Origin of the sequence: Stenotrophomonas sp. HMWF003, assembly GCF_003061285.1 — a bacterium.
Lineage (GTDB): Bacteria > Pseudomonadota > Gammaproteobacteria > Xanthomonadales > Xanthomonadaceae > Stenotrophomonas > Stenotrophomonas maltophilia_AP.
In genome coordinates this window covers 1-756 of record NZ_QAIW01000239.1, presented here as the reverse complement: position 1 = coordinate 756, position 756 = coordinate 1, and the positions used below count along the sequence as shown (strand labels likewise).

Here is a 756-nt window from a genome sequence, read left to right as displayed (position 1 = left end):
TAGCGGCCCAGCCCGGTGGCCGGGTCTACTTCCCAGGCGCCGATGCGGGCCATTTCGTGGGCTTCCTCGACCCGGGCCAAGGCCAGATCACGGCGACGCAGGGCCTGGGTTTCGCTGGTCCGGTCGATGGCGATCAGCAGCCGGGCGGGCCGGCCGGCGTAATCGATGGCGTTGCTGCGCATCTCCATGCGCCGGCGGCTGCCGTCACGCAGCTGCAGGTCGGCGGTCAGCACGCACAGCTCGCCGGGCTCTGCGCGGATCTGCGCCAGCTTCTCGGCCAGCTGGTTCTCCTCGCCCGGCGGCCACAGCGCACTGATCGGCATGGCCATGAACGCCTCGCGGTCCCAGCCGAACAGGCTGCTGGCGGCCGGATTCACATCCAGGATCGCCAGCGAGTCCAGGTCGTACACCAGGATCGGCCCGGGATTGCCCTGGAACATCTGCCGATGGCGGGTTTCCGAGCACTCCAGCCGCGAGTGGGCGTGCAGCACGTGCTGGGCCAGCGGGCGCAGCAGCAGATAGATCAACCCGGCGCTGGCCACCACGAAAAACGCGCCCTTGGCGGTCTGCCAGCGGGCGGCGGTGGCCATGTCGCCCGCCAGTACCTGCACCGCGGCATCGCTGCACAGGATCCACACCAGGGCCAGCACCAGGTAACCGACCACCACCCGCCAGCGGTCGCGGCGCAGGGCCTGGGCGAGCGGGCGATCGGGTGCGGCGGGGTGGGGCAGGCCGGAGGGAGCGACAGGCATGGAC

The 756-nt window shown here is 71.2% G+C and carries 1 protein-coding gene; it reads right to left on the bottom strand.

What is annotated here, in order from left to right; translation table 11 throughout:
• Positions 1 to 752, bottom strand: a 752-nt coding sequence (locus tag DBR34_RS22545) for a PAS domain S-box protein (RefSeq protein WP_258223792.1), incomplete at its 3' end; no start/stop codon positions are given.
• Positions 753 to 756 lie beyond the last annotated feature (4 nt).